Origin of the sequence: Hyphomicrobium sp. 1Nfss2.1 (assembly GCF_965243865.1) — a bacterium.
GTDB lineage: Bacteria > Pseudomonadota > Alphaproteobacteria > Rhizobiales > Hyphomicrobiaceae > Hyphomicrobium_A.
This window is the reverse complement of the sequence record NZ_OZ251603.1, coordinates 757,299-780,642: the sequence shown is the minus strand read 5'-3', so window position 1 is coordinate 780,642 and position 23,344 is coordinate 757,299. Positions and strand designations below refer to the sequence as shown.

At 64.5% G+C, this 23,344-nt stretch carries 20 protein-coding genes; 13 read left to right on the top strand and 7 right to left on the bottom strand.

Annotated features, from left to right (window positions below; translation table 11 throughout):
- The first annotated feature begins 8 nt into the window (after positions 1 to 8).
- The 10 genes from ACP15D_RS03790 to lpxB all read left to right on the top strand — a co-directional run bounded on the left by ACP15D_RS03790 (position 9) and on the right by lpxB (position 11,821).
- Entirely contained in the window at positions 9 to 767 is a 759-nt protein-coding gene (locus ACP15D_RS03790; RefSeq protein ID WP_424956232.1) for an isoprenyl transferase, read from the top strand.
- Positions 768 to 775: 8 nt separating this feature from the next.
- Entirely contained in the window at positions 776 to 1,636 is an 861-nt protein-coding gene (locus ACP15D_RS03785; RefSeq protein ID WP_424956231.1) for a phosphatidate cytidylyltransferase, read from the top strand.
- 22 nt (positions 1,637 to 1,658) lie between these two features.
- Positions 1,659 to 2,870 carry a 1-deoxy-D-xylulose-5-phosphate reductoisomerase gene (locus ACP15D_RS03780; protein WP_424959166.1) on the top strand — a complete coding sequence of 404 codons (1,212 nt, stop codon included), beginning with the start codon at positions 1,659 to 1,661 and terminating at the stop codon, positions 2,868 to 2,870.
- Positions 2,871 to 3,015: 145 nt separating this feature from the next.
- The gene (gene rseP, locus ACP15D_RS03775) at positions 3,016 to 4,176 is read left to right on the top strand and encodes an RIP metalloprotease RseP (protein ID WP_424956230.1); all 1,161 of its coding nucleotides are present in this window, start codon (positions 3,016 to 3,018) and stop codon (positions 4,174 to 4,176) included.
- 234 nt (positions 4,177 to 4,410) lie between these two features.
- On the top strand, positions 4,411 to 6,738 hold the full coding sequence (gene bamA / locus ACP15D_RS03770) for an outer membrane protein assembly factor BamA (protein ID WP_424956229.1): 2,328 nt from the start codon (positions 4,411 to 4,413) through the stop codon (positions 6,736 to 6,738).
- A gap of 110 nt (positions 6,739 to 6,848) precedes the next feature.
- The gene (gene lpxD, locus ACP15D_RS03765) at positions 6,849 to 7,892 is read left to right on the top strand and encodes a UDP-3-O-(3-hydroxymyristoyl)glucosamine N-acyltransferase (protein ID WP_424956228.1); all 1,044 of its coding nucleotides are present in this window, start codon (positions 6,849 to 6,851) and stop codon (positions 7,890 to 7,892) included.
- 53 nt (positions 7,893 to 7,945) lie between these two features.
- A complete protein-coding gene (fabZ, locus tag ACP15D_RS03760) occupies positions 7,946 to 8,467 on the top strand; it encodes a 3-hydroxyacyl-ACP dehydratase FabZ (protein ID WP_072373833.1) in 522 nt (173 codons plus the stop codon).
- Positions 8,460 to 9,266 (top strand): acyl-ACP--UDP-N-acetylglucosamine O-acyltransferase, encoded by an 807-nt coding sequence (gene lpxA / locus ACP15D_RS03755; protein WP_424956227.1) that lies wholly within the window; start codon positions 8,460 to 8,462, stop codon positions 9,264 to 9,266. Before fabZ ends, lpxA begins: the two co-directional genes overlap by 8 nt.
- A gap of 3 nt (positions 9,267 to 9,269) precedes the next feature.
- Positions 9,270 to 10,574: an LpxI family protein gene (locus ACP15D_RS03750; RefSeq protein WP_424956226.1), complete on the top strand. Its 1,305-nt coding sequence runs from the start codon at positions 9,270 to 9,272 to the stop codon at positions 10,572 to 10,574.
- Complete coding sequence (lpxB, locus tag ACP15D_RS03745) at positions 10,571 to 11,821, top strand: lipid-A-disaccharide synthase (RefSeq protein WP_424956225.1); 1,251 nt, start codon at positions 10,571 to 10,573, stop codon at positions 11,819 to 11,821. Before ACP15D_RS03750 ends, lpxB begins: the two co-directional genes overlap by 4 nt.
- 50 nt (positions 11,822 to 11,871) lie before the next feature.
- On the opposite strand, the gene gltA is transcribed toward lpxB, so the two are convergent.
- Together gltA and gltX are read right to left on the bottom strand one after the other, a co-directional pair.
- The gene (gene gltA, locus ACP15D_RS03740) at positions 11,872 to 13,185 is read right to left on the bottom strand and encodes a citrate synthase (protein WP_424956224.1); all 1,314 of its coding nucleotides are present in this window, start codon (positions 13,183 to 13,185) and stop codon (positions 11,872 to 11,874) included.
- A 283-nt stretch (positions 13,186 to 13,468) separates the two neighbouring features.
- The gene (gltX, locus tag ACP15D_RS03735) at positions 13,469 to 14,911 is read right to left on the bottom strand and encodes a glutamate--tRNA ligase (RefSeq protein ID WP_424956223.1); all 1,443 of its coding nucleotides are present in this window, start codon (positions 14,909 to 14,911) and stop codon (positions 13,469 to 13,471) included.
- A gap of 11 nt (positions 14,912 to 14,922) precedes the next feature.
- Between gltX and ACP15D_RS03730 the strand changes: the two genes are divergently transcribed.
- The gene (locus tag ACP15D_RS03730; RefSeq protein WP_424956222.1) at positions 14,923 to 17,154 is read left to right on the top strand and encodes a ComEC/Rec2 family competence protein; all 2,232 of its coding nucleotides are present in this window, start codon (positions 14,923 to 14,925) and stop codon (positions 17,152 to 17,154) included.
- A gap of 34 nt (positions 17,155 to 17,188) precedes the next feature.
- Here the strand turns inward: ACP15D_RS03730 and lexA are convergent, their stop codons facing one another.
- The 4 genes from lexA to trpC all read right to left on the bottom strand — a co-directional run bounded on the left by lexA (position 17,189) and on the right by trpC (position 20,556).
- Positions 17,189 to 17,902: a transcriptional repressor LexA gene (gene lexA / locus ACP15D_RS03725; protein ID WP_072373813.1), complete on the bottom strand. Its 714-nt coding sequence runs from the start codon at positions 17,900 to 17,902 to the stop codon at positions 17,189 to 17,191.
- 133 nt (positions 17,903 to 18,035) lie between these two features.
- A complete protein-coding gene (glp, locus tag ACP15D_RS03720) occupies positions 18,036 to 19,241 on the bottom strand; it encodes a gephyrin-like molybdotransferase Glp (RefSeq protein WP_424956221.1) in 1,206 nt (401 codons plus the stop codon).
- A gap of 2 nt (positions 19,242 to 19,243) precedes the next feature.
- On the bottom strand, positions 19,244 to 19,753 hold the full coding sequence (gene moaC / locus ACP15D_RS03715) for a cyclic pyranopterin monophosphate synthase MoaC (protein WP_424956220.1): 510 nt from the start codon (positions 19,751 to 19,753) through the stop codon (positions 19,244 to 19,246).
- On the bottom strand, positions 19,750 to 20,556 hold the full coding sequence (trpC, locus tag ACP15D_RS03710; RefSeq protein WP_424956219.1) for an indole-3-glycerol phosphate synthase TrpC: 807 nt from the start codon (positions 20,554 to 20,556) through the stop codon (positions 19,750 to 19,752). Before trpC ends, moaC begins: the two co-directional genes overlap by 4 nt.
- 199 nt (positions 20,557 to 20,755) lie before the next feature.
- Here trpC and ACP15D_RS03705 point away from each other — a divergent pair, with 199 nt between their 5' ends.
- Positions 20,756 to 20,986 carry a hypothetical protein gene (locus tag ACP15D_RS03705; RefSeq protein WP_072373801.1) on the top strand — a complete coding sequence of 77 codons (231 nt, stop codon included), beginning with the start codon at positions 20,756 to 20,758 and terminating at the stop codon, positions 20,984 to 20,986.
- On the opposite strand, the gene ACP15D_RS03700 is transcribed toward ACP15D_RS03705, so the two are convergent.
- Positions 20,983 to 21,909 carry a hypothetical protein gene (locus tag ACP15D_RS03700; protein ID WP_424956218.1) on the bottom strand — a complete coding sequence of 309 codons (927 nt, stop codon included), beginning with the start codon at positions 21,907 to 21,909 and terminating at the stop codon, positions 20,983 to 20,985. The two genes, ACP15D_RS03705 and ACP15D_RS03700, sit on opposite strands and share 4 nt — an antisense overlap.
- Before the next feature lie 204 nt (positions 21,910 to 22,113).
- Between ACP15D_RS03700 and ACP15D_RS03695 the strand changes: the two genes are divergently transcribed.
- The gene (locus tag ACP15D_RS03695; RefSeq protein ID WP_424956217.1) at positions 22,114 to 23,313 is read left to right on the top strand and encodes a hypothetical protein; all 1,200 of its coding nucleotides are present in this window, start codon (positions 22,114 to 22,116) and stop codon (positions 23,311 to 23,313) included.
- Positions 23,314 to 23,344 lie beyond the last annotated feature (31 nt).

The window sequence follows — 23,344 nt, the reverse complement described above, 5'->3', positions numbered from 1 at the left end:
AATTGCCGGTGACGGAAGCAAACTCCAAGCCAGCACTTTCGGCGCGCGATCCTTCGATGCCGCGCCATGTCGCCATCATCATGGATGGCAATGGCCGTTGGGCTACCAAACACGGCTTGCCGCGGGCGGTTGGCCATCGGAACGGTGTCGAGGCCGTTCGGCGCACGGTGCGTGCCGCGATCGAACTCGGCATCCCCTACCTGACGCTTTACAGCTTCTCGTCGGAGAACTGGTCGCGCCCCCCGGATGAGATCGACGACCTGATGGGCCTGATGAAGCGTTTCATCAGGCGTGACCTGGCCGAGCTGCACCATGCTGGTGTGAAGATCCGTGTCATCGGCGAGCGCGGTAATGTCGATCCCGAACTCATGGCGCTGATCGACGAGGCGGTGGAGCTGACGCGTGACAACAAGGCGATCACGCTGATCATTGCCTTCAACTACGGGGCGCGGGCAGAGATTGCCAAGGCTGCCCGCCTGCTCGCCGAGCGGGTCCTCGCCGGGACTATGCAGGCGTCCGAGATCAACGTCGATACGCTGGGAGCGGCGCTGGATACGGCCGGTATCCCCGATCCCGACCTGCTGGTGCGAACGAGCGGGGAGCTGCGGATCTCCAATTTTCTGCTATGGCAGTGCGCCTACACGGAGTTCGTGTTCCTCGATGCTTTCTGGCCCGATTTCGGACGCGAGCTGCTCGAGGAAGCGATTGCACGTTACCGGGCGCGTGAGCGGCGTTTCGGTGGCCGTTCCAAGCGCTCGGTCGTTTGAAGCAGTCTATGCCTGACGATACGATAGCCCCGGAGGAGAGCGCCAGCATGCCCCGGCTGTCGAGCAACCTGAAGCTGAGGCTGATTTCCGGAAGCGTGCTTGCTGCCGTCGCCTTTGGCCTCGCCTATTGGGGACCGATGGCGTTCGCCTTCCTCCTGCTTGTCTGTGCCGTGGTGATCAGCTGGGAGTGGGGGCGGCTGGTACGCGGAGCGTCATTCGATCTGGGATTCTTCGTCCATGCCATCGCGGTGGCTGGGGCGATCGTGCTGGCGGGGGCCGGATACGCGGCGCTGGGCCTTGCAGTGTTGCTGGTGGCGGCGATTACGCTGATCCCGCTGTACTTCGGACATGGCGCGCGGCTGTCGGCGCTCGGCGTGTTCTACGTCGGACTTCCGGCATTGGCGCTGCTGTGGATGCGCAGCGACGAGCCGTTCGGGTTTACCGCCGTGCTGTTCATCTTCGCCGTGGTGTGGTCGTCGGATATCGCCGCCTATGCGGCCGGAAGAATTATCGGTGGGCCGAAGTTGTGGCCCGCCGTCTCGCCCAACAAGACATGGGCGGGGCTGATGGGTGCACTTTGCGCGGGGGCGGTTTCTGGTGTCGTGTTCTCCATGCTCGAGCCCGAGGCAGGTGCGGTGCGGCTGGTGCTGCTAGGTCTAGCGCTGGCATTCGTTGCCCAGGCGGGTGATCTGGCGGAGTCGGCCCTCAAACGCCATTTCCACCTCAAGGACGCCAGCGAGCTGATCCCCGGCCACGGTGGTTTCATGGACCGCATGGACAGCATTGTTGCGGTTGCAGTGGTCAGCGGGCTGATGGCGCTTGCTATCGATCCGCATGCGCCGGCGCGCGCATTGTTGTTCGGATTCTGACGTGCATCCCCGGCGCAAAGGCATGACAGAAGCAGCCACCGGCCGGGAGCAGGTGCCAGTGGCGGGACCGCGCACGCTGACGATCCTGGGTGCCACGGGCTCGATAGGGAAAAGCACGCTCGACCTGGTGGAACGTAACAGCGCTGCCTTCGAGATCGTGGCTCTCACCGCGCAGAGCAACGTCGCGGACCTTGCGTCGGCGGCGCGGCGGACGCGGGCCCGGCTTGCGGTGATCGGCGATGCTTCGAAGCACGAGGAGCTGCGTGAGGCGCTGTCGGGCACGGGCATCCGCACCGCGGCAGGGCCGGAGGCGGTCACGGCGGCGGCTGCGGAACGAGCTGATTGCGTGATGGCGGCGATCGTCGGGGCGGCGGGCCTGGAGCCGACATTCGAGGCGGTTCGGCAGGGGCGGCGGGTGGCGCTCGCCAACAAGGAATGCCTCGTCTCGGCAGGCGATGTGTTCATGTCGGCGGTGGCGGACGCCAAGGCGGAGCTGCTGCCGGTCGATTCTGAGCACTCGGCGGCGCTGCAGGCGCTGGCGGGTGCGGCGCCCGAAAGCATCGAGCGCATCGTGCTGACGGCGTCGGGCGGGCCGTTCCGTACCTGGAACAGCGAAGAGCTGGAGCGCGCAACGCCCGAGCAGGCGCTGCGGCATCCGAACTGGTCGATGGGCGCGAAGATCACCATCGATTCCGCCACCCTGATGAACAAGGGGTTGGAGCTGATCGAGGCCTACCATCTGTTTCCGGTATCGGCGCAGCAGCTCGGGACGGTGGTGCACCCGCAGTCCATCGTGCACTGCCTTGTCAGCTATACGGACGGGTCGGTGCTGGCGCAGATGGCTTTTCCGGACATGCGCACGCCGATCGCGCTAGCACTGTCCTGGCCGCAGCGCATGAGTGCGCCGACGCAGCGGCTGGACCTGGCGGCGGTGGGCACGCTCAGCTTCGAGCCGCCGGACGAGAAGAGGTTTCCCGCGTTAACCATTGCCCGCGATGCGCTGCTACGTGGCGGGACGGCGCCGGCTATCCTGAGTGCTGCCAACGAGGTGGCCGTCGAGGCGTTCTTGAGCCGCCAAATAGGTTTTCTCGATATCGTCCGGGTGGTCGCGGAGACGCTGGAAGCGGCCGAAGCGCGGGGTGCCATTATCACCGCGGGCTCGCTGGCCGAGGTGCTTGCAGCAGACGCTGAAGGGCGACGACTGGCACGCGATGTGCTGGTTCGCTATGTGTAGCTAAACCTTTGGTGCTTATCCCGGGAATTCACCTGGGGATGAGGACCGAAATCGCCGTTTTTCCCGCGTACCATTCCGAGATTCGCGGGATCTGCCACCCCCTCGGGGCGCTGTCTTCGCGGGGCCGAGAAGAGATAGGAGATCCATGCTCACGTTGGCTAATGCCGCTGCCTCGATGTCCGGGGTGCTGATCACCATCGTGCAGTTCCTGATTGTGCTGACGATCGTGGTCTTCGTGCACGAGTTCGGCCACTTCATCGTGGCGCGCTGGTGCGGCGTGTCGGTGAGCACGTTCTCGATCGGATTCGGCCGGGAGATTTTCGGGTTCAACGACCGGAAGGGGACGCGCTGGCGCTTCGCCTGGATCCCGCTCGGCGGCTACGTGAAATTCGTCGATGACGAGAACGCGGCGAGCCAGCCTTCGGCCGACCGTCTGGAGAAGCTGTCGGTATCGGAGCGCTCGGGCGCCTTCCAGACGAAACCTCTGTGGCAGCGCGCGGCCGTGGTCGCCGCCGGGCCAATGGCGAATTTCATATTGGCGATAATGGTTTATGCCGGCGTCAACATGGCCTACGGCGTGCGGACCATCGCGCCTGTGGTTGGCGAGGTGAAGGAAGGCATGCCGGCGGCGATGGCGGGGATCAAGCCAGGCGACGTCATCAAGAGCATCGACGGCTGGACGGTCGAAGGGTTCGAGGACGTTCAGCGCATCGTCGGGATCAGTGGGGGCAAGCCACTGAAGATCGGCGTCGAGCGCGGGACTGAAAAGCTCGACCTGACAGTCACTCCGGAGGTGCGCGAGCAACCCGATAGCTTCGGCGGCACCTTCAAGCGCGGCCTGATCGGCGTCACGCCTTCGAGCATCTCGGGGTACAACGAGGCCAAGCCTGTCAGCGCTGTCGAGGCGCTAAGGCTCGGGGTGCGCGAGACCTATACCAACCTCGTGCACACTGTTCAGGGCATTGCAGACATTGTGACGCAGCGGCAGGCTGCCGACCAGATGGGTGGTCCAATCCTGATGGCTCAGGTCACCGCGAAGGTGGCCGAGGGTGGACTGGAGCCGCTGCTGCGCTGGGTCGCCTTCATCTCGGCGAACATCGGCTTCCTGAATTTGCTGCCGATACCGGTGCTAGACGGTGGACATCTTGTTTATTACGCCATCGAAGGCGTGATGCGCCGACCGCTCAGCAGACGCATGCAGGAGATCGGTTTTCAGATCGGTGTCGCGCTGGTCCTGATGCTCATGGTCTATGTGAATTTGAACGATTTATTGCGGGTGTGGCGCGGATGGACCGGTGCAGGTTGAAATGGCGTTCAGTGACGTAATCTTGCCACTTCCGCGACCCCTTCTGAATCGTTAAGAAGGAATTTACACAGGGGAGTGCGCTCACAAGAAGAATCAGACCTTAGGGTCAGTTTCCGATGCGCGCGTGTTAGTCATGCGGTCCGGTGCTCCGAAGCCGACGGGGTCCGTAAACCGAGGGGGAGTTCGGCAATAATGAGGGCATGTCCACGAATGCCTCTGGTTCGAGCCATTACGGTGAGAGTCTGTCGCCTTGCGTTCATTCTGGCGATTGTCTCCTCGGGGATCACCTGCGTCGGTGGCGCGCTGTCCTCTGTCCCTGCCCTTGCCCAAAGCGCGCCTATTCGCGCCATTGGGGTGTCGGGCAACAAACGTGTCGAGCCGGAGACGGTTCGCTCGTATCTGCAATTCTCAGTCGGCAGCGCTTACGATCCCGCCAAGGTTGACGGGTCGATCAAGGCGCTGTTCGCAACGGGCCTGTTCTCCGACGTGCGCATCGATCGCTCGGGCGCGGACATTATCGTCACCGTCGTCGAGAACCCCGTCATCAACCAGGTGGCCTTCGAGGGTAACAGCGAAGTCGACACGGACACTCTGCGCAACGAAGTGCAGATGAAGCCGCGCTCGGTCTTCACGCGTGCTCGTGTCCAGCAGGACGTGCAGCGCATCCTCGACGTCTATCGCCGCCAGGGCCGCTATGCCGCGACCGTCGAGCCGAAGATCATCGAGCTCGAGCAGGATCGCGTGAACCTGGTGTTCGAAATCGCCGAAGGCAGCGCGACGAAGGTGAAGGGCATTCACTTCGTCGGCAACAAGGCGTTTTCCGACACTCAGCTTCGCGACGTCATCTCGACGACGGAAAAGGGCTGGTTCGACTTCCTCAAGGGCACGGCGATCTACGATCCCGATCGCATGAGCCTCGATCGTGAGCTCATCCGTCAGTACTACCTGAAGAACGGCTATGCCGACGTGCAGGTTACGGCGGCCAATGCCGAGCTCGACCGCGACGGATCGGGCTTCTTCCTCACCTACTCGATCGAGGAAGGCGAACAGTACGCTTTCGGCGACATCAACATCGAGAGCACGGTTTCGGCGATCGATGGCGCAAAGTTCAAGGGCAAGGTGCTGACCGAAAGCGGCGACACCTACAATGCCGGCCTGATCGACAAGTCGGTGGAGGCCGTGACGGCCGCGGTGTCCCAGGACGGCTTTGCGTTCGCCCGCGTGCGTCCGCAAGCAACGCCCGACCCGGTAGCGCGCCGGATCTCGCTCAACTACGTGATCGAGGAAGGCCCGCGCGTCTACATCGAGCGCATCAATATCGCCGGCAACACGCGCACCAAGGATTACGTGCTGCGGCGTGAGTTCAAGGTGGCCGAGGGCGACGCTTACAACCCGCTCATGGTCGACCAGGCGAAGAAGCGGCTGACCAACCTTGGTCTGTTCAAGAACGTCGACGTGAAGCGCCGTCCCGGCAGCAACCAGGATCGCGTGATCCTGGACGTCGAGGTTGTCGAGCAGTCGACGGGTGAGCTTTCGTTCGGTGCCGGTTACTCGACATCTGAAGGTGTGATCGGTGACGTGTCGATCACCGAGCGCAACCTGATGGGCAACGGCCAGTTCCTGCGCCTCGGTGTGTCGGGCTCGCTCGAGCGCCTGCAGGTCAACCTGAGCTTCACCGAGCCGCGCTTCCTCGACCGCAACATGGCGGCTGGCTTCGACCTCTTCCATAAGGAAGTCGACCAGACGAGTTCCTCGGGCTTCGAGAGCCGGCGTACGGGTGGTACGGTGCGTCTAGGCTTCCCGCTGTCCGAGAAGCTATGGATGCAGACGAACTACACGGCTTCGCGCGACTCGATCTTCAACGTGGACGATGATGCATCGCTTGCGATCAAGGAGGCCGAGGGCACCTCGTATACCTCGCTGGTCGGCTCGACGATCACCTACGATCTGCGTAACGATCCGCGTAATCCGACCAAGGGCCTGTGGTTCCAGGTTGGCGGTGACTTCGCCGGTCTCGGTGGCGACGTTCAATACGTGAGCTTCGCGGCTGAAGCGCGTGGCTACTATCCGATTACCGACAACATCACGTTCGTCGCTCGTGCCATCGGTGGCTCCATCCAGGGCTGGGGTGGCGAGGATGTCCGTCTGATCGACCTGTTCTTCAAGGGCGGTGAGACGGTTCGCGGTTTCGATCGTGCCGGTTACGGTCCGCGCGACCTGAACACGGGCGATGCTCTTGGCGGCCAGTACTACTGGGCGACCACCGCGGAAGTCCGCTTCCCCATCCCCTTCATTCCGGATGATCTTGGTATCTCGGGTGCCGTGTTCGCAGATGCCGGTTCGCTGTGGGGCACGAATACGGGTAGCGCTACACTGGGCTGCAACGGCACGAACGACGAAGTCTGTCTTGCCGACAGCTCGGCGATCCGGGCGTCGGTCGGTGCCTCGATCATGTGGGCCTCGCCGGTTGGTCCGATCCGCATGGACTTTGCGAAGACATTGGCCAAACAGACTTACGACGACGAGCAGTTCTTCCGCTTCGGTGCGGCGACGAAGTTCTAATCGTCGCCCGTTCGGGGTAAGAAGGCCTCCGGTGGCGTAGCGCGGAGCAGCGGCTCCGCGCAGGAGAAACGTCACATATTGGAGGAGGCGCCGCGAAGGCGGCGTATGGCATGGAACATCCCGGATTCTTCAATCGGGTTGGGCCGTTCTCGCTGGCGGAAATTGCCAAGGCGACAGCGGCGGAACTCGCCCGGGGCGCCGATCCTGACATCCAGATCGAAGACGTGCGCACGCTCACGGACGCTGGGGCGCGCGACATCTCATTCTTCAATAACCGGAAGTATGCCGATCAGTTGAAGGCGACGCAGGCGGGGGCGTGCCTGGTGACGGCGACGTTCGAGTCGCGCGTGCCAGATACAGCGGCCCGGCTTGTGACGGCAGATCCCTACCGCGGCTTTGCGCGGGCGCTGACGTTGTTCTATCCGGATTCACGCTTCTCGCAGGGGGCGTTGGGGGCGGGACACGGGGTCGATCCAACCGCCGAACTCGAAGAAGGGGTTATCGTCGAGGCAGGCGCGGTGGTTGGTCCCGAAGCCCGGATCGGCCGGGGGACGCGCATCTGCGCTGGAGCGGTGATCGGTTATCGGGTTTCTATCGGGCGGGACAGCTACGTCGGCTCGCTGGCAACGGTGGTGCATACACTCGTTGGTGACCGGGTCATTATCCATACGGGCGCGCGGATCGGTCAGGATGGCTTCGGCTTTGCCATGGGCCCCAGCGGGCATTTCAAAGTGCCACAAATCGGGAGGGTGGTGATCCAGGACGACGCGGAGATTGGCGCCAATTCGACGATCGACCGGGGGGCTCTTAAGGACACCATCATCGGCGAAGGCAGCAAAATTGATAATTTGGTGCAGATCGGGCACAACGTCGTCATCGGGCGGCATTGCGTGATCGTCGCCCAAGTTGGTATCTCCGGCTCCACGGAGCTGGGCGATTTCGTCGTCATGGGCGGCCAGTCCGGAGCGGTGGGTCACATCAAGATCGGCGCTGGTGCGCAGATCGCTGGTGGGAGTCATCCGTCCAAGGACGTGCCGGCGCGCGCCCGGGTCGGCGGAACGCCGGCAAGGTCCCTCACGCAGTGGGGGCGCGAAATCGCCTTTCTTGCCCGCGCGGTAAAGCGCGGCGAGAAGGACGGTGCCGACGAAGCTTAAAAGCGGGTATGTGTCCGGCGCGCACGGCGCCGAAGGGTTAGAGGGTCGAAGATATGAACGATATGGGCGAAGCCAAAGCAACGACGGCGCTTGCGACCGCGGATATCGCGCGGGTGCTAAGCCTGCTGCCGCACCGCTATCCGTTCCTGATGCTCGACCGCATCTACGACATGGATGGCGACAGGAGCTGCGTCGGCGTCAAGAACGTGACCATCAACGAGCCGTTCTTTCAGGGTCACTTCCCGCAGTACCCGGTGATGCCGGGCGTGCTGATCATCGAGGGTCTGGCGCAGACGGCGGGTGCTCTGTGCGTGCACAGCCTGGGCGAGGATTATGTGGCCGAACTCGTCTACTTCATGAGCATCGACCGCGCGAAGTTCCGCAAGCCGGTGCTGCCGGGCGATCAGATCCACTATCACGTGCGCAAGATCCGCAACCGCGGGCGCGTGTGGCGCTTCTTCGGCGATGCGAAAGTCGACGGCAAGACGGTGGCCGAGGCGGAAGTGAGCGCCATGCTCGCCGACACCGCAGAGGCCCGCGCCTTCGCAGCCAGCGCATCGACGAAAAATGGGTGAGATGACTGCCCATCCCACTGCTGTGATCGAGGCCGGCGCCAAAATCGGCGACGGCGTCAAGATCGGGCCCTATTGCGTCGTCGGGGCGGACGTCACGCTCTGCGACGGAGTCGAGCTGATGAGCCATGTGGTCGTTGCCGGCCGCACGACGATCGGTGAGCGCACGAAGATCTTTCCGTTCGCTTCGATCGGGCATCAGCCGCAGGACCTCAAGTTTCACGGCGAAGCTTCGACGCTATCGATTGGCGCCGACTGCCTGATCCGCGAAGGGGTGACGATGAACCCCGGCACCGAAGGCGGCGGCATGACCACGACGGTGGGCGACCGCTGCGCGTTCCTTGCCAATTCGCATGTCGGGCATGATTGCCACGTCGGCAACAACGTCGTGTTCTCCAACAACGTGATGCTGGCTGGGCATTGCGCCGTGGGCGACTTCGCCATCATCGGCGGGGGCGCGGCGGTGATCCAGTTTGCGCGCGTCGGGGCGCACTCGTTTCTCGGCGGCATGTCGGGGCTCGAGAACGATCTCATCCCCTACGGCATGGCGCTGGGCAACCGCGCGCATCTTTCCGGGCTCAACATCGTGGGGCTGCAGCGGCGCGGGTTCTCGCGCGATGACATCCATGACCTGCGGCGGGCCTATCGCGCGCTGTTTGCTGCCGAGGGGACTTTGGCGGAGCGCACCGCGGACGTGGCGCAGGAGTTCGCCGATCACCCAATCGTGCAGGAGATCATCGCGTTCATCCGCGTCGGCGGAAAGCGCTCCTTGTGCACGCCGAAAGAAGCGACCGAGGCCTAGATCATGGCAAGGCCGCCGCGCGTGGTCGGCATCGTAGCGGGCGGAGGCAGTCTGCCGCGCGAGGTTGCGGAGCACGTGAGAGCGAGCGGGGCGGCGGTGCACGTCGTTGCCATCGACGGCGAGTTCGACCGCGAGTTGGCCGGCATTCCAGTTACGCGCGTCGGATGGGCGCAGTTCGGTGCGCTGCTGAGCGCGCTGCGCAACGCCGGTACCACCGAGGTGGTGATCGCGGGCGCGGTGCGTCGGCCCGACTTGACGCGAATCCGCCCGGACCTTGGTTTCTTCCTCAATCTGCCGGCGATCTTGCGCATCGTGACTTCGGGCGGTGACGACAGCGTGCTGACGCGCGTGGTGCGGTTTTTCGAAGGCAAGGGCTTCAAGGTGGTGTCGCCGGCGCAGGTGGCGCCTTCGCTGGTGGTGGGCGAGGGGCCGCTCGGTGCGTACGCGGCGAGCGCCAGTGATCAGCGCGACATCGATCTGGGCTTTGCGCTGGTGCGCGCACTAGGGCCGTTCGATGTGGGGCAGGCCGTGGTGGTGGCCGACGGGCGCGTCGAAGCCATCGAGGGCGCCGAGAACACCGATGCGATGTTGGCGCGGCTCGGTCTGCAGCGAATATCGGCGGGACGCGATGTCTGTCTGCGCACGGGGGTGCTCGTCAAGCGACCGAAGCCGGGCCAGGAGATGCGCGTCGACATGCCGGCGATTGGGCCGCGCAGCGTTTCGGCTGCAGCAGCTGCAGGGCTTTCGGGGATTGCGGTGCTCGCGGGCGGCGCGCTGTCGCTGGAGCGTGCGGAACTCATTCGCAGCGCGGATGCCGAAGGAATGTTCGTCGTTGGGGCGGCCGACAGCCGAGCTGGCGATGTTGCGCCGCGTTCGGCGAGGTCCTCGCGCTGGCATTTTTCGACGGTGGGGATTGTTCGACCGACAGCGGCGCAGCTTGCGGACGCGGTGCGCGGCGCCGAGCTGCTGGATGCGCTGGCGCCGCTCTGCCACAGCGGTGGCACTGTCATAGATCGCGGGCATGTTCTGGCGATCGAGAGTGACGAAGGCGTTGCTGCACTCATCGCGCGTGCGGGCAATCTGAGGCAGTGGGGACGACGGCGGTGGAGCAAACGCTCGGCTATGGTCGTGGTCAGCAGCGTGGTTGCCGCCGATATCGTTTCGGTGCTGACGGCGGCGGCGGCGGCGCATATGGCTGGCGTTGCCGTTGCCGGCTGCTCGATGATCGATCTGGCGCATGGTATCGAGACGGCCGAGCGCCACAAACTGTTTCTCATCGCCGCGCCGCGGCAGGATAGTGCGTCATGAGCCTTACGGATCGCGCCGCTGCGGCGCGTGCCTCGACGTCAGGAAAAGGCGGCCCCACGGGCGGGCGCGATGACTTGCGCATTTTTCTCGTCGCGGGCGAGCACTCGGGCGATGCGCTCGGGGGCAAGCTGATGCATGCGCTGAATGCGCGCTGCAAGGGGCGCATCCATTATCTGGGCGTCGGCGGCGAGCAGATGGAAGCGGCGGGACTCGCTTCGCAGTTTCCCTTGTCCGATGTCGCGGTGATGGGGCCGTTGTCGATCCTGCCGCGGTTGCCGCGCATCATCTCGCGCGTGCATCGGACGGTCGATGCGGCGGTGGCGGCGGAGCCCGATGCCGTCGTGATCATCGATGCGCCCGAGTTCACGCATCCGATCGCCAAGCGCATACGCAAGAAGGCGCCGTCGATCCCGATCATCGATTATGTCTCGCCGAGCGTGTGGGCATGGCGGCCAGGGCGGGCGCGCCGGATGCGTCCTTACGTCGATCATGTGATGGGGCTGCTGCCGTTCGAGCCGGCGGCGCATCAGCGGCTTGGCGGGCCGCCGTGCACGTACGTGGGGCATCCACTGATCGAGAAGGTGGATTGGATGCACGGGGTGGACGCGGCCGGGCTGGCGGAGCGTCTGCAACTCGATCCAGGCCGACTGACGCTGGTGGTGCTGCCGGGCAGCCGTACGTCCGAGGTGACGCGGCTGATGCAGCCGTTCGGCGAGGCGCTAGAGCTGTTGCAGCAGCGCAGGGTGCGTCCGCAGGTGATCATTCCCGTGGTGCCGCATGTGCGCCCGCTCGTCGAACGGTACATGCAGTCATGGACGGTGACGCCGCATCTGGTGGAAGGCGAGGAAGACAAGTTCGCCGCGTTCCGTCTGGCGCACGCGGCGCTGGCGGCGTCGGGCACGGTAACCTTGGAGCTGGCGCTGGCGGGCACGCCGATGGTGGTTGCCTACAGGGTCGATGGGATCGCGGCGCGGCTGCGGTTTCTGCTCAACGTGCAATCCGTCGTGCTTGCCAATCTCGTGCTGGGCGAGAACGCCTTTCCGGAATTGCTGCAGGAAGACTGCACGCCGGTAAAGCTTGCGGATGCGCTGGAACTGTTGCTGCGCGAGACGCCGGAGCGGGAGGCGCAGGTCACGGCGCTTGCGCGAATCCCACACAAGATGCTGATCGAGGGCTCCTCGCCGAGCGCGGAAGCGGCGGACATCGTGCTGGGCTATGCTGTCAACGGATTACGGCCGGGGCGCTGAGCCACCGGCCGTTTTGATCGTGTCGTCGAACTTCGCCGGGTTGCGCCGTCTCAGCGCTGATCCATCGGGATGAAGTTGCGTTCGGCGGAGCCCATGTAAAGCTGGCGCGGGCGGCCGATGCGCTGCTCGGGATCCTCGATCATCTCTTTCCACTGCGCGATCCAGCCGACGGTGCGGGCGATGGCGAACAGCACCGTGAACATCGACACGGGGAAGCCGAGCGCGCGCAGCGTGATGCCGGAGTAGAAGTCGATGTTGGGATAGAGCTTCTTCTCGATGAAGTACTCATCCTGCAGAGCAATACGCTCCAGCTCCATCGCAACCTTCAGCAGCGGATCATCGTGGATGCCGAGCGCGTCGAGCACCTCGTGGCAGGTCTTCTGCATGACCTTGGCGCGCGGGTCGTAGTTCTTGTAGACGCGGTGACCGAAGCCCATCAGGCGGAAGCCGGAGTTCTTGTCCTTCGCCTTCTTGATGAACTCGGGGATGCGGTCGACGGTGCCGATCTCCTGCAGCATGTTGAGGGCCGCTTCGTTGGCGCCGCCGTGTGCGGGGCCCCAGAGGCAGGCAATGCCGGCGGCGATGCAGGCGAACGGATTGGCGCCCGACGAGCCCGCAAGGCGCACCGTCGAGGTGGAAGCGTTCTGCTCGTGGTCGGCGTGCAGGATGAAAATGCGATCGAGTGCGCGCGTCAGCACCGGGTTCGCGACAAACGGCTCGCACGGAATGGCGAAGCACATCTGCAGGAAGTTGGTGGTGAAGTCGAGATCGTTGCGCGGATAGATGAACGGCTGGCCGATTGAATATTTGTATGCCATCGAAGCGATCGTCGGCATCTTCGCAATCATGCGATAGGAAGCGACGGCCCGCTGCGTGGGATCGTTGATGTCGGTTGAGTCGTGATAGAACGCCGACAGCGCGCCGACCGTGCCGACCATGACGGCCATCGGATGGGCGTCACGGCGGAAGCCGGTGAAGAAGCGCGTCATCTGCTCGTGCAGCATGGTGTGACGCGTGATGGTGGTGCGGAAGCTGCCAAACTGTTCCTTGGTCGGCAGATCGCCGTGCAGGAGCAGGTAGCAGACCTCGAGAAAGTTCGACTGCTCGGCGAGCTGGTCGATCGGATAGCCGCGATAGAGCAGCACGCCGGCGTCACCATCGATGTAGGTGATGCGCGACATGCAGTTTGCGGTTGATGTGAAGCCGGGATCGTAGGTGAAACAACCGGTGTCACGGTAGAGCTTGCCGACATCGATCACATCGGGGCCAAGGGTGCCGCTACGCACGGGCATCTTGGACGATTTCCCTTCGAGGGTCAGCTCAGCGGCAGTCTCGGCATTGGGCGCTTTTTCGTGGACGTTCATGGCGCGGAATCCTGTGATACCCGGCGGTGGGAATTGAGTGCGAGCAGGTGAAGATCTCCCGAGCTTCTCAAATAACGTCCCCTACGAGCATTTTGATTATGGGACACCTCGGCGGTGCTCAGACGCCGGGTGCTTGATTTGAAGCGATGCTACACCATTTTCGCAGCGCACCATAGACTGCCTGGGCAATACCGCTCGCGCAACGCGATTTGCCAAATTCGCCAGATATTCCCGTCGCCTACGCAACGCTGCGAGCGGGCCGGCAGGGGCATTGCCGGGACAACTAACCCTGAGCTTGGTCGCGAATTCGGCTTAGGGCTTCGTCGCGTCCCAGCACGGCCATGACGTCGAAAACGGGCGGCGAAACCGATTTGCCGGTCAAGGCTGCACGCAGGGGCTGGGCAACCTTGCCGAGCTTGGCGCCCGTCTCCTCCGCGAACGTGCGGACGATGGCTTCGAGATCGGCAGCCTGCCAGCGGCTCGCGGCTTCGAGCTTGGGCAGAATCGCTGCGAGCTTCTGGCGGGCGTCGGCGTCGAGCAGTTTTTCGGCTTTCTCGTCGAACTTCAGCGGGCGATCGGCGAAGAGGAATTCGGCGCCGTTGATCAGCTCGATGAGAGTCTTGGCGCGCTCCTTGAGGCCGGGCATCGCAATCAACAGCTTGGCGCGCATGTTGGCGTCGAGCCGCTCGGTGATCTGCGTGCCATTGGGCAGGTAGGGAAGGATATCCTCCACCCGCTGCAGCAGCTCCTGATCGTCAGTTGAGCGGATGTAGTGGCCGTTGAGGTCCTCGAGCTTGGCGAAATCGAAGCGCGCGGCCGAGCGATTGATGTCGGTGACGTCGAACCAGTCGAGCATCTGGGAGGTCGACATGATCTCGTCGTTGCCGTGGCTCCAGCCGAGGCGCACGAGATAGTTGCGCAGGGCAGCCGGCAGATAGCCCATCTCGCGATAGGCCTCGATGCCGAGTGCGCCGTGACGCTTCGACAGCTTGGCGCCGTCGGGCCCGTGGATCAGCGGAACGTGGGCGAATCTCGGCACCACCCAACCCATGGCAACGTAGATTTGGGTCTGGCGCGCGGCGTTGGTGAGGTGATCGACGCCGCGGATCACGTCGGTGATCTTCATGTCGTGATCGTCGACGACGACGGCGAGATTGTAGGTCGGGTTGCCGTCGGAGCGCAGGATGATGAGGTCGTCCAGCTCTTTGTTCTGGAACACGACGCGGCCCTGCACCAGATCATCGACGACGGTCTCGCCATCGCGCGGTGCCTTGAGACGGATGACGTAGGGCACGCCTGCGGGTGCCTCGGCTGGGTCGCGGTCGCGCCAGGGCGAGCGGATCGTGAGAGGGCGCTTCTCGGCCTGGGCTTCCTCGCGCATCTTGTCGAGCTCGGCTGGTGTCAGCCAGCAGCGGTAGGCGTGCCCGTTGGCGAGCAGCTCCTCGGCGACCTGACGATGGCGCTGGGCGCGGCCGTACTGGGAAACGGCATCGCCATCCCAATCGAGCTCCAGCCACTTCAGGCCATCGAGAATAGCGGCGACGGCGGCGGGATTGTTGCGCTCGCGATCGGTGTCCTCGATGCGCAGCAGCATCTTGCCGCCGCGGCCGCGGGCGTAGAGCCAATTGAAGAGGGCCGTGCGGGCGCCACCGATGTGGAGATAGCCGGTGGGCGAAGGGGCAAAGCGCACGATCGGCGCTGGAGCGCTGCGTGTCGGATTGTTCATGATTTTATCGATTGACGTTCGGATGCGGGAAGCCTCCGGGCCATGTAGCATGCCTCGGCAAGTGGGGTAAGGGGCGGCTGGTGTCGGCGTCGGGTGACGAGGGATCTGCGGGCCGGGGGCTATGGGGGCTGTCGAGCCAGCTGGAGGCCGAACAGGAGCGCTGGTTCGCTTGGGGGCCGGTGCTGATCGGCTGCGGGATCGGGGCATATTTTTCGCTGTCCTCCGAGCCTTCCCTGCTGCTCGCGCTGGCGCCGCTTGCGGTCGTCCTGGCCGTGTGGGCGGCGCGCAGCGGACGGGGAACGGTCGAGCGGATCATCGTCTCGGCGCTGCTGGCATCGAGTTTCGGGTTCGCGCTGGCGAAAGTGCGCGTCTGGACGGTGGCGGCCCCAGTGCTGGCGCGTCAGCACAACAACATCGAGGTGCGGGGCTGGGTCGAGCTGATCGAGCCGCGCGTGACGCGTGGCAAGCGGCTGACGCTGCGCACGATCAGCGTCGGCGATCTAGGCGCCGATGCGCGGCCGGTGCGGGTGCGCATCTCGGTCCCCCGCGTGCCCGAAGGATTGCGGCCGGGACAGGTGGTGCGCGCGCGCGCGACGCTGATGCCGCCGTCAGGTCCGGCGATGCCGGGCGATTTCGATTTCGGGCGGCAGGCGTGGTTCGCGCGGCTGGGGGCGGTCGGGTACTCGCTTTCGACGCCGGTGGTCGAGGCGATGGTGGGCGCAGATGCAGCGCCGCTCGATCTCAGAGCCTGGGCGCACGTCGAGCGCTTGCGGCAGATGATCGGCGCGCGCATTACGGCGGCGCTGCCGGGCGAGCGCGGTGAGATCGCGACGGCACTGATCACGGGCGAGCGCGGCGGTATCTCGGAGGAGACGAATGACGCGTTCCGGGATTCGGGCATCCTGCACATTCTGTCGATCTCCGGCTTTCACATGGTGATCATGGCCGGGTCGGTGTTTTTTATCGTGCGCCTGATGCTGGCGGCGTTTCCGCGCATTGCGCTGCGCTATCCGATCAAGAAGTGGGCCGCGGCGACGGCGATGGCAGCGGCATTCGGGTATCTGATGATTTCGGGCGGGGCGTTCGCGACGGTGCGCTCGGCGATCATGATTTCCATCATGTTCCTGGCGGTGCTGCTGGATAGACCGGCGCTGGCGGTGCGCAACGTGGTACTGGCGGCAACGCTCATTCTCGTCGCGTTTCCAGAGAGCTTGTTCGACGTCGGGTTTCAGATGTCGTTCGCGGCCGTGCTGGGATTGATCTGCGCCTACGAGGCGCTGCGCGAGAGCGAGAGATGGCGGGCGTTGATGGAGCGGCGCTGGGTGCGCGCGGGGATGTTCATCGGCGGCATCGTGCTGTCGACGCTGGTCGCGAGCGCGGCGGTGGCGCCGTTCACGGCGTACCATTTTCACAAGAGCCAGCAGTATGCGCTGCTCGCCAACCTGATCGCGGTGCCGGTGTGCAATCTGGTCGTGATGCCGGCGGCGCTGGTGAGCCTCATGGTGATGCCGCTCGGTCTCGAGGCGCTGCCTTTGTGGATCATGGGCTGGGGCATCGATGCGATGGTGTGGGGCGCCGAACGCGTCGCGGAGCTTCCCGGTGCGGTGATTTCGGTGCCGGCGATGCCGGTGACGGCGTTCCTTTTGATGGTGCTGGGCGGGCTGTGGCTGCTGCTGTGGCAGACGCGATGGCGCGTTGCGGGGCTGGGGGCGATCGCTGCGGGAATCGCGCTGGCGCCGACATTGCCGGTGCCGGACGTGCTGATCGGGCGGGATGGTGAGCTGGTCGCCGCGCGCGTCAACGGCGGTGAACTGTCGGCGGTCGGTGCGGGCCGGTCATCGTACGAATTGGAGCGCTGGCTCGAGTACGACGGGACGGGGCGTACACTCGAAGCGGCTGCGAAGAGTTCCGGCTTTGCGTGCGACGGGATTGGCTGCAGCGCCAAGGTGAAGGGGATGGCGCTGGCGGTCTCCCGGCATCCGGCGGCGTTCGCCGAGGATTGCCGGCGCGCGGCGATCCTCATTGCGCCGATCGTCAGCCCGAAGGGATGCTCGGCCCCCAAAGTGGTCGTCGATTTCTTTGCGGTGCGGCGGGAAGGGCCGCACGCGCTTTACATTGAGAGCGACGGGCACGTGCGCGTCGAGACGGTTGCGGCGCGACGCGGCGTTCGACCGTGGTCCATGCCGCGTCCTCGACGGCAAGACACGGCCGAGGACGCCACCCGCTCGGCTGCGCTCGACTAGTCGCGCGCAGCTGCCGGCTGACAGCCGCGGCGCATCAATACCGGCGCATCAGGCCGACAAGGCGGCCCTGGATATCAACCTGATCGGGGCCGAAGATGCGGGTCTTGAATTCCGGATTGGCGGCTTCGAGGGCGATGGTGGTGCCCTTCTTACGCAGCCGCTTCAGGGTCGCTTCCTCATGCTCCACGAGGGCGACGACGATGTCACCGTTCTCGGCGGTGTCGCAGCGGCGGATGATGACGATGTCGCCGTCGTGAATGCCAGCTTCGATCATCGAGTCACCCTTTACCTCCAGGGCGAAGTGCTCGCCATTGGTGAGCAGGTCGGGCGGGCAGGCGATGTCGTGGCTGTGGTTCTGAATGGCGCTGATCGGCGTGCCGGCGGCGATGCGGCCCATGACGGGCACGGACACCGTGCGGCTGTCGATGACGGTCGAGGGGGGCGGGGTGAGATCGCGATTGGTGCGGCTGCCTTCGATGACGCTGGGCTGGAAGCCACCAGTGCGTTTGGGCGCTGCCGTGGGTGGGGCCTGATTTTCGGGGAGGCGGATGACCTCGATGGCTCTGGCGCGGTGGGGGAGGCGGCGGATGAAACCGCGCTCGACCAGCGCGGTGATGAGGCGGTGGATGCCAGATTTCGATTTGAGGTCGAGGGCATCCTTCATTTCGTCGAAGGATGGCGGCACGCCCTTCTCCTGCATGCGCGCATGGATGAAGAGCAAAAGCTCTTTCTGTTTTTCAGTGAGCATTGCGCCTCCCGGCGGCCGTTGATCCTCGCCTTGCGGGTTGCCGCAACAGTTGTTGCGACAGTTGTCTGGACAAAGCGTGAACGTACACTAACCGTTCTTTAAGCGTTCCGCAAGGGGTGCTGTATTTCCAGAACTAAAAGTCGATGGGGAGAACAGAGACCACGTCGCCGGCAGTCGCGGGAGCGGCTTGGGGCGCGCGCACGATGAGAGCGTTGGCGGCGACAAGCGCCGACATATGAGCGCTGTCCTGAACCTTCAGCGCGGTGACGCGGGGAAGACCGGCCGGGCTGTCGGTGAGCGTCGCGCGCATGTAGTGCTGGCGGCCTGTGTTCCCCGCAACGTCATGGGTGAGCACGGCAGCGCGGAGCTGCGAGGGGTCGTCGGTGCGGCCGAGCAGCTTGAAGAGCAGCGGCACCAGGAAGATGCGGGCTGCGATCAGGCACGACAGCGGGTTACCGGGCAAGCCTAGGATTCGCATGGGACCGCGGCGGCCGAAGAGCATCGGCTTTCCTGGCCGGATCGCGACGCGCCAGAAGTCGAGCGTCATGCCGTGGGCTTCGAGCGCCGGTTTCACCAGATCGCGGTCGCCGACGGAGGCACCGCCAATGGTGATCAGGACGTCGGCATCACCGGCCTCGTCCAATTTCGCGCGCAGATCCTCGATGCTGTCGCGGGCGATGCCGAGCAGCCGCGGCTCGCCGCCGAAGTGTTTGACCATGGCCGCGAGGCCGTAAGGGTTGGAGGAGATGATCTGGCCGGGAGCCAGCGTGCCGCCGGGCTCGACGAGTTCGTCGCCGGTGGCGAGGATGGCGACGCGCGGGCGGCGGCGGACGAGCATAGCGTCGTGACCGCCGGCTGCAGCAAGCGTTATCGCGGAAGCATCGAGCAAACGGCCTTCCGGCAGCAGCAGGTCGCCATTGCGGAAGTCGCCGCCGGCCAGGCGCATGTTGGCACCGGGCATCGCCGCTTCGGTGATGGTGACTTTATCGCCGTTGCGTGTGGTGTTCTCCTGGATGACGACCGTATCGGCGCCACGCGGCAAGCTTGCTCCGGTGAAGATGCGCACGGCTTCGCCAGCGGCGACTTCACCAGCGAAAGGTCCGCCGGCATTGGCCTCGCCGATGACCCGCAAGGTGGTGGGCGCGGTCGCCACATCGGTGGCGCGAACGCCGTAGCCGTCCATGGCGGAGGCATTGAACGGGGGTTGGGTCAGCCGGGCAGTGACTGGCGCTGCGAGAACGCGGTCTATCGCGGTCAGCAGATCGACGCTCTCGGATTCGACTGGGGCGATGCCATCGAGAATGCGCTGGTGCGCCTCGTCGATGGGAAGCAATGACATTATCAGGCGCCTTTTCTGGTGGGTGCGCTGGAGGGATCGGCGCTCCAGTTACCCGAGCGCCCACCGGACTTCTGCATCAGGCGGATGCCATAGAAGCTCATGGCGCGGTCTACCGCCTTCAGCATGTCGTAGAGCGTGAGGCAGGCAACGGAGACGGCCGTCAGCGCTTCCATCTCGACGCCGGTCTGGCCGGTGGTCTTTACCTCGGCGGTGACGTGCACGCCGGCGGGCTCGTCGCGCGGCTCGAGCGTGACGGCGACCTTGGTGAGGTTGAGGGGATGGCAGAGCGGGATCAGCTCGTGCGTGCGCTTGGCCGCCATGATGCCGGCGATGCGTGCGGTGCCGAGTACGTCGCCTTTCGGGGCATTGCCGGATTTCAGCAGTGCCAGTGTCTCCGGCTGCATCGAGACGAAGCCCTCGGCGAGAGCGGTGCGGGCGGTGACGGACTTGTCCGACACGTCGACCATGCGCGCTTCGCCTTTCTCGTCGATGTGCGAGAGCTTCTTGCTCATTGCGTGGCCTCGGCACGTGCGAGCAGGGTGCGTGTCGCGGCGGTGACGTCGGCCTGACGCATCAGGCTTTCGCCGACGAGAAACGTTTCGACGCCAACGCGAGAGAGGCGGGCGATGTCGGCCGGCGTGAAGATGCCGCTCTCCCCGACGACGATGCGATCCTTGGGCACGCGCGGGGCAAGTATCTCGGTCGTCGCCAGTGTCGTTTCGAATGTCTTCAAGTTGCGATTGTTGATGCCGATGAGGCGGCAGTCGAGTGGGAGCGCGCGCTCCAGCTCCTCCTCGTTGTGCACCTCGGCAATGGCATCCATGCCCCAGTCCTTGGCGGCGGCGGCGAGATCGCGGGCGATGGCGTCATCGACTTGCGCGAGGATGATGAGGATGCAGTCGGCGCCCCAGGCGCGGGCCTCTGCAACCTGATAGGTGTCGAGCATGAAGTCTTTGCGCAGGGCCGGCAGTGACGTCGCGGCGCGCGCTGCTGTCAGGTATTCGGGCGCGCCCTGAAACGATGGCGCGTCGGTCAGCACGGAAAGGCATGCGGCGCCGCCTGCCTCATAGGCCTTGGCGAGCGCTGGCGGGTCGAAGTCGGCGCGGATCAGCCCTTTCGATGGGCTTGCCTTTTTGACCTCGGCGATGAGCGCGGGGAGACCTGCTTTGTGCTTGGCCTCGATAGCGCCGGCGAAGGGGCGCACGCGAGGGGCGCTGCGGGCAAGTTCGGAGATGACGTGCAGCGGGGCCGAGGCCTTGGCGCGGGCGATCTCTTCCAGCTTGTAGCGGGTGATTTTGTCGAGGATATCGGCCATGGGAGCCACGTTACGCCTGCAGGTGTCGGCTTGCTACCTTCCGGCTGGGCCGGGGTCAAGGCATCGAACTTTAGTGAGCCGGACAGCGTTCCCTTAAGCAAGCGCGCCGGGCACGGCTGAGCCATGTCAGGAGTGGAGCGTAAAGGTTGCCCGCCTAGGATGCGCTGACGGGGGACCGTAGTCTGTCGAGGAGGAGCCAATGACGACACGTCTCAGCATCGCCGTCATCGTCTGGATGATGACCGCCGCGGTTCTCACCGGCACCGGAATTATCGCGGTGCTCAGCATTCCCCAGCTCAACAACAACGCTACGTTCTGGTTGCCAGTGGTAATCGCCGCCGGCCTGATCATCTCTCCGCTGATCGCCTGGCAGATTGCTCCGATGTTGCGCTCGCGCTGGCAGCGCACGCACGAGCGTCCAATGACTTAGAGCGGATCGTCGGCCTGGACCTCGACCACGCCGACCGCTCTGGTGTGTATAAAGACCGTGCGGTCAGGCAGCTCGCGCTTGAGCCGCACGGCAAGTTTTCTGCCTTCCGCCTCGTGGGCGTCGAACTGTTCCAGGGTCCACGGGCTCTCGGCCGGATTTTCAGGATCGTATGACGCTTCGTTCGCCTCTGCCCAGGCGTCGATGTCACTGATCAGCTCTTGCGAGAGCGGAAGCTCTTCGGGTGCGAAACAGCCATCGAGGTCGTCGTCCAGCGCCCAAAGCGGATAGCAGCCGACTTCGGCCATGAGCTTGATGCTGCTCGATGTGTGGAGCGGGCGCGCGTTGGCGTCGCTTTCGTCATAGACACTGTCATCGCCTCCCCAAGTGCCAGTCGACGCCTGGCGCGGCGACCACCACAGGCTGCGGGCGACATAGACGGCGTAAGCCAGCAGGGCCGTCGAGACGGCTGCGATCTCGACGGCGGTGGCATGTTCGATCGGCGTCAAGCGTTCGCGCCAGGCGGCCCAGAGGATGAATGCCGTCGCGGCCAAATAGAGGACGAAGGCGTTGGTCGTCTGGCGCCGTCCGCTCGGATCGGGAGGGTCCTCGCGATCGAAGTAGCGGGGGGCCAGAAGGAAGATGTAGGCAGCTTGCCCGATCGCCGATGCAACAAATGCGATCACCGCAAGTTGCAGTCCGGCAAGCAAGAGTACGCCACCGACCAGCACGAGCGCAGCGGATGAAATCAGCCAAGCAGACTGGTTGACTTCGATGCGGCTGGGTTTCTGGGCGCCGATGGCGGCGATTGCCCGATCGAGGAAGAGGGACATCAATGCAGCGCGCGTGGCGACAAAGCCAGCAAAAGCATAGAAGGCGCCCAAGAGGCGCAGGACAATATCGGTCAGCTCAATTGATCCGGGCACGGCAACGCCTCGCAGGCATGGTTTAAAAAGAGTGAGGCAACAATTCGTACGGAGTGCGTATAGCACCCCGCGCTCGCCTAAAAGAAATCGGATATAGGTGGCGCGCTGCGGCGCTGTTGTGGCGGTGCGCCATCAATTCTGGAGGCCGCAAGAAACATGGGAGGCTCGAGAATGCGTAGACCGGCTTTGCCAGGTGGGCGTGCAATGCTTGCCGCCACTATCGGAAGTCTCGGTCTTGCGCTGATGCCGGCTGCCGGCCTCGCTGAGAGCGGCAACGGCGAGACGGCGATGAAGGCCGCCATGACTGAGTATCGCAAGAAGCTCGCCGTCCACAACGCCGCCTGGGAAAAGTTCGAGAAGGTCGCGGCGCCCTATTGGCGCGAGGTGACGGAGAAGCGCTCGCGGCGGCGCACCAAGTTCGCCAACAACATTCCGCTCACGGCGAGCGACTACGTGATGAGCCAGCCGCCTGTCTACACGGGACCGCCGAAGCCGGATAATCCGCTGATGGCGAAGTCGCGCGGAGAAATTCCCGACGTGAGCGATTTTCTCGCGAATGCGAAGGCGGAATTCGATTTCGTGCCTGAGGCTGCCATCAGCGAGGCCGCATTCAAACGGGCCTATGCGAAGGTTGCGCTGACCAACGGGCTCGCCAAAGAGGCTGCGGTCAAGATCTACGGCTTCGAGGCCGGCGGTAATGGCAAATACGACATCCAGGCAGGGCGCGAGTACGACCCGAAGGCGCGCGTGATCTCGACAGCGCTGGGCTACAATCAGCTTCTCGCCACCAACACGATCAGCCTGCTGGCGGAGTATGGCGATGAGTTCATCGCGATGCTGTCCGACAAGATCAAAGATGCCGAGGGGCCGCGTAAAGCGAGCCTCGAAGAGAAGCTGGCGAAGCTGAAGAAGATGATCGACTACGCGCATACGGTTCCCAACGACTGGAACGCGCATGGGCGTCTCGCGGGCACGCCGAAGGGTATCGGCATTCATGCGCTCAACCTCGACGTCGACATCGGGCCGCTGTTGCAGACGCGTAAGCTGACGACCTCGGTGAACTTCGCCAAGCGCAAGGGCTACGATGTGCCGCTGACCGCAGCGGAACTCGAGATGATGAACCTTACCGGCGACGGCAATGGCTTCGACATGGTGACGATGCCGGCGGCGCTGCGGGCGAAGGTGCCGACGTCGAACTTCTTCCAGCGCGGCGGCTATGAGCGCAATCCGGTGGCGGGGCGCAACAATACCGTCGCGAAGCTGATCGCGGCGACGGATGCGAAGATGGTGCGTGAATCGCAACTTGCTGGCGCAAAGGATCTCGCGGCGGCGTTCGACGAGGCGAAGGCGTCCGGGGAAAACAAGAAAGCCAGCATTGAGCCGCGCTGCGTGCGCGGCTGCTGAAAGCCGTTCGACGTGCCTAGCGGATTGGTGT

What these genes read in the sequence shown, in the direction of transcription:
- ACP15D_RS03695 (WP_424956217.1), top strand. Translation starts at nt 22,114, where the DNA reads ATGCTTGCCGCCACTATCGGAAGTCTCGGTCTTGCGCTGATGCCGGCT.
- lpxB (WP_424956225.1), top strand. Translation starts at nt 10,571, where the DNA reads ATGAGCCTTACGGATCGCGCCGCTGCGGCGCGTGCCTCGACGTCAGGA.
- lpxA (WP_424956227.1), top strand. Translation starts at nt 8,460, where the DNA reads ATGGGTGAGATGACTGCCCATCCCACTGCTGTGATCGAGGCCGGCGCC.
- rseP (WP_424956230.1), top strand. Translation starts at nt 3,016, where the DNA reads ATGCTCACGTTGGCTAATGCCGCTGCCTCGATGTCCGGGGTGCTGATC.
- fabZ (WP_072373833.1), top strand. Translation starts at nt 7,946, where the DNA reads ATGAACGATATGGGCGAAGCCAAAGCAACGACGGCGCTTGCGACCGCG.
- gltX (WP_424956223.1), bottom strand. Translation starts at nt 14,911, where the DNA reads ATGAACAATCCGACACGCAGCGCTCCAGCGCCGATCGTGCGCTTTGCC.
- ACP15D_RS03780 (WP_424959166.1), top strand. Translation starts at nt 1,659, where the DNA reads ATGACAGAAGCAGCCACCGGCCGGGAGCAGGTGCCAGTGGCGGGACCG.
- lpxD (WP_424956228.1), top strand. Translation starts at nt 6,849, where the DNA reads ATGGAACATCCCGGATTCTTCAATCGGGTTGGGCCGTTCTCGCTGGCG.
- gltA (WP_424956224.1), bottom strand. Translation starts at nt 13,185, where the DNA reads ATGAACGTCCACGAAAAAGCGCCCAATGCCGAGACTGCCGCTGAGCTG.
- ACP15D_RS03705 (WP_072373801.1), top strand. Translation starts at nt 20,756, where the DNA reads ATGACGACACGTCTCAGCATCGCCGTCATCGTCTGGATGATGACCGCC.
- ACP15D_RS03750 (WP_424956226.1), top strand. Translation starts at nt 9,270, where the DNA reads ATGGCAAGGCCGCCGCGCGTGGTCGGCATCGTAGCGGGCGGAGGCAGT.
- glp (WP_424956221.1), bottom strand. Translation starts at nt 19,241, where the DNA reads ATGTCATTGCTTCCCATCGACGAGGCGCACCAGCGCATTCTCGATGGC.
- trpC (WP_424956219.1), bottom strand. Translation starts at nt 20,556, where the DNA reads ATGGCCGATATCCTCGACAAAATCACCCGCTACAAGCTGGAAGAGATC.
- moaC (WP_424956220.1), bottom strand. Translation starts at nt 19,753, where the DNA reads ATGAGCAAGAAGCTCTCGCACATCGACGAGAAAGGCGAAGCGCGCATG.
- lexA (WP_072373813.1), bottom strand. Translation starts at nt 17,902, where the DNA reads ATGCTCACTGAAAAACAGAAAGAGCTTTTGCTCTTCATCCATGCGCGC.
- ACP15D_RS03785 (WP_424956231.1), top strand. Translation starts at nt 776, where the DNA reads ATGCCTGACGATACGATAGCCCCGGAGGAGAGCGCCAGCATGCCCCGG.